At 47.0% G+C, this 3,410-nt stretch carries 3 protein-coding genes; 2 read left to right on the forward strand and 1 reads right to left on the reverse strand.

Annotated elements, in window-relative coordinates; translation table 11 throughout:
* Positions 1–686: chloride channel protein (locus tag CFERDRAFT_RS11580; protein ID WP_040433877.1), on the reverse strand; the 686-nt coding region annotated here is incomplete at its 3' end.
* Between the two features lie 449 nt (positions 687–1,135).
* On the opposite strand from CFERDRAFT_RS11580, the gene CFERDRAFT_RS11585 reads away from it, so the two are divergent.
* Together CFERDRAFT_RS11585 and CFERDRAFT_RS11590 are read left to right on the forward strand one after the other, a co-directional pair.
* Positions 1,136–1,489: a P-II family nitrogen regulator gene (locus CFERDRAFT_RS11585; protein WP_040433879.1), complete on the forward strand. Its 354-nt coding sequence runs from the start codon at positions 1,136–1,138 to the stop codon at positions 1,487–1,489.
* A gap of 55 nt (positions 1,490–1,544) precedes the next feature.
* Entirely contained in the window at positions 1,545–3,095 is a 1,551-nt protein-coding gene (locus CFERDRAFT_RS11590) for an ammonium transporter (protein ID WP_006367415.1), read from the forward strand.
* Positions 3,096–3,410 lie beyond the last annotated feature (315 nt).

Here is a 3,410-nt window from a genome sequence, read left to right on the forward strand (position 1 = left end):
CCGAGCAGCACTTCAACAGCAAACATCACGCCACCGATGGGAGCATTGAAGACAGCGGCCAGTCCTGCAGCAGCTCCGCAACCCAGAAGTGTACGGGTCTTGTTTGGAGAAAATCGAAGCAACTGGGCTACTGTAGAACCGATTGCCGCGCCAACCTGGACGATTGGCGCTTCACGACCGCCACCTCCGCCTGAACCGATACTCAAAACCGATGTAATACTTTTATGGAACCAAAGTTTGCGGTCAATAACACCATCATTTTGTGCCACAGCCTTGATGACCGATGCGAGTCCATGTCCGGGCCTTGCTTTTACGATAAAAGCGTTGTAGAGTCCAACAAGCAGACCGCCAAATGCAGGGATAAAGGGCAGCAGAACCTTCCAGTAGTCGTCAATGAAGGTATGTTTGCCGAACGAGCGAAGACCGGTAAAGCTCCAGGTACTTATCGTAACAATGGCGTCATGAAATACCACAGCAACATAGCCGGTCAGCAGACCAACGCAAACCGCCACAAAAAGAAACGGTATGTCCTGATTAAGATTCAGCTGAACAAGAAGATAATCGAGGGTGAGTTTGAAATACTGGCGGGAAGTTCCGTTAAAGTAACGGGTTCGCCGGATGATGCCATAGAAAAAAGCCAACAGCTTTCTGCTGATACGTCCATGTATATATGATGATAGTTTCATTACTTCAATGTGCTAAAAATCGATCCATAAATAAAATGCAACCCTTCGTCAAACATAGTTTTACGGCATTGCCTCTTCATTGGAGTACCCCGCCTTTCCGTTTTTGCGACCTGCATTTACCTTCAGAAGAACATTTTCTGCCTCAAAATATAAGGACAATCAACGTCAATAGCATTGGTTCTTCATAAGAAACGTGAAAATTCTTAACATTATTTACATAATTGTATTTTATTATTAATAAATTTCAGTTATTATTGAGCTGATCCTTAATTATTAACAAGAACAATCGCTTTCCCTAAAAAAAGGAGGTAATGAGCTGATAAAGCACAAAAGGCACATAAAAAGAAGGCTGTAGTCTCCTGCTTTTTCCTCCGCGATCATCAATGTCAGCTTCAGCGGGGCAAAACAGAGAGATTGATTCAAGAAAAAGAAAAGTAACCAACTACATCATGAAAAAAATCGAAGCTATCATACGATCAAGCCGGTATGAAGAGGTCAAAAAAGCTTTGCATGACATCGACATTGATTTCTTCACCTGGTGGGATGTCACAGGCCAGGGCAATGACACAAAGCACAAGACTGAAATATACCGGGGAACCGTCCGGGATACATCATACATATCCCGTAGATATCTCTCCCTTGTTGTTCGCGATGTCAATCTGCAGAAAACTATCGACTGTCTGCTTAAGACCGCCTATACCGGTGAGGTTGGCGACGGGAAGATATTCGTTTCCGAAATCGTTCAGTCCTACAGAATCAGGACAGGCGAGAGCGGTGATGAATCGCTTTTCAACAAGGACTGAATAAAAGAGAGGTCATCCAGGTATTAAACGTTTTACAATTTCAACAAACAGGCCAATGTCAAAGAAACTACTTATTATTCTGTCAGGTGTATTCCTGACCCTCTGCATCGTGGTGGGAGGCGATGCATTTGCACTTAAGTCCCTGGATCCAAGTGGAGCAACAACCGGCCTTACCGTTGATGTTTCTGCAGCAACTGCCGGTTCACCTACAGCAACTGAAATAACTGACCAGATCGGAAAAAACAAGGTCTCCATCAACATGATGTGGGTCCTGATAACCGGTTTTCTGGTCATGTTCATGCAGGCCGGTTTTGCCATGGTTGAATCAGGCTTGACAAGGGCAAAAAATGCGGCACACACCATGTCGATGAACATGATGATCTATCCGATAGGGATGCTCGCATTTTTTATATGCGGATTCGGGATCATGTTCGGCGGAGTCGGACCGCTTGCAACGCTTGGCGGCTATGACGGCCTGAACCAGGAGTTTGCCATAAGCCTGTTCGGACACACCTTCGGACTTTTTGGAACAAAAGGGTTCTTCCTCAGCGGAGTCTATGATGTAAGTGTATTTGCCCTCTTTCTGTTTCAGATGGTTTTCATGGATACCACGGCAACCATACCTACCGGTTCAATGGCTGAGCGCTGGAAATTTTCTGCATTCGTTGTCTACGGCTTTTTTGTAGGCACCATACTCTATCCGGTTTACGGCAACTGGGTATGGGGCGGCGGATGGCTCTCCCAGATGGGCAACCAGTTCGGACTCGGTAATGGACATGTTGATTTTGCCGGTTCATCGGTTGTTCACCTTACCGGCGGTGTCCTTGCCCTGGTCGGCGCGATTATCATCGGACCACGTATTGGCAAGTATAACAAGGACGGTTCACCGAACGCCATTCCTGGTCACAACATTCCTATGGCAGTCATCGGCACCTTTATTCTTGCTTTTGGCTGGTTCGGCTTTAACCCGGGTTCCACCCTTGCAGGAACCGACCTCCGTATGAGTATCGTTGCTGTGAACACCATGATAGCTTCGGCAACCGGTGCAATTGGCGCAATGCTCTACATGTGGTGGTTCAAGACCAAAAAACCGGATCCGACCATGATGATCAACGGACTTCTGGCCGGTCTTGTTGCGATTACCGCACCCTGCGCCTTTGTTACCGTTCAGGCTGCGGCATTGATCGGACTGATTGCAGGTGTACTGGTTATTGAGGCTGCATTTTTCATTGAGAAAGTGCTCAAGATAGATGACCCGGTTGGAGCAATCGCTGTACACGGTGTCAACGGTGCATGGGGATGTATTGCTCTCGGTCTCTTTGCTGATGGCACCTATGGCGCAGGCCTGAACGGTGTAGCCGGTCCGGTAACCGGACTCTTTTACGGCAACCCCGGCCAGCTCTATGCCGAGCTCATCGGAATCTCGGCCAACATTATCTACATCGGCGCATTAGGATGGGTGGTCTTCAAGCTGATTGATGTCGTAATCGGCAACAGGGTCAAGCCTGAAGATGAACTTGACGGTCTTGATATCCCTGAAATGGGTGTTGAAGGCTACTGCGGTATCAGACTTGACAAAAACTCTGAGACGCCGCTCTCAAAGTAATACGCAAGGAACTTTACCCTACAAAGAAAAGCCGCCTTTCTGCAGGGCGGCTTTTCTTGTTTTCTCGCCAAAGTCAGGGAATGAGCGTTATGGAGAGTTGCCTTTTGTTGAGAAAAGAGCTGCGAATCAGAGAGTGACAACAACACTATTGCGTATTTGGCAAACATTCAAATATCAATGCCATGAAATCAGGAACAATAAGCCTCGAAAGAGGTCTCTATTTAGCCAGGATCAGAGAGAATCTGGTAAAACAGAAAAACTGGAAACTCGGGGCAACCATTTTTGCCGGTAAGATGATCGGGCTTTTTGTTCTCC

The organism is Chlorobium ferrooxidans DSM 13031 (genome assembly GCF_000168715.1).
GTDB lineage: Bacteria > Bacteroidota > Chlorobiia > Chlorobiales > Chlorobiaceae > Chlorobium > Chlorobium ferrooxidans.

What these genes read in the sequence shown, in the direction of transcription:
- CFERDRAFT_RS11585 (WP_040433879.1), top strand. Translation starts at nt 1,136, where the DNA reads ATGAAAAAAATCGAAGCTATCATACGATCAAGCCGGTATGAAGAGGTC.
- CFERDRAFT_RS11590 (WP_006367415.1), top strand. Translation starts at nt 1,545, where the DNA reads ATGTCAAAGAAACTACTTATTATTCTGTCAGGTGTATTCCTGACCCTC.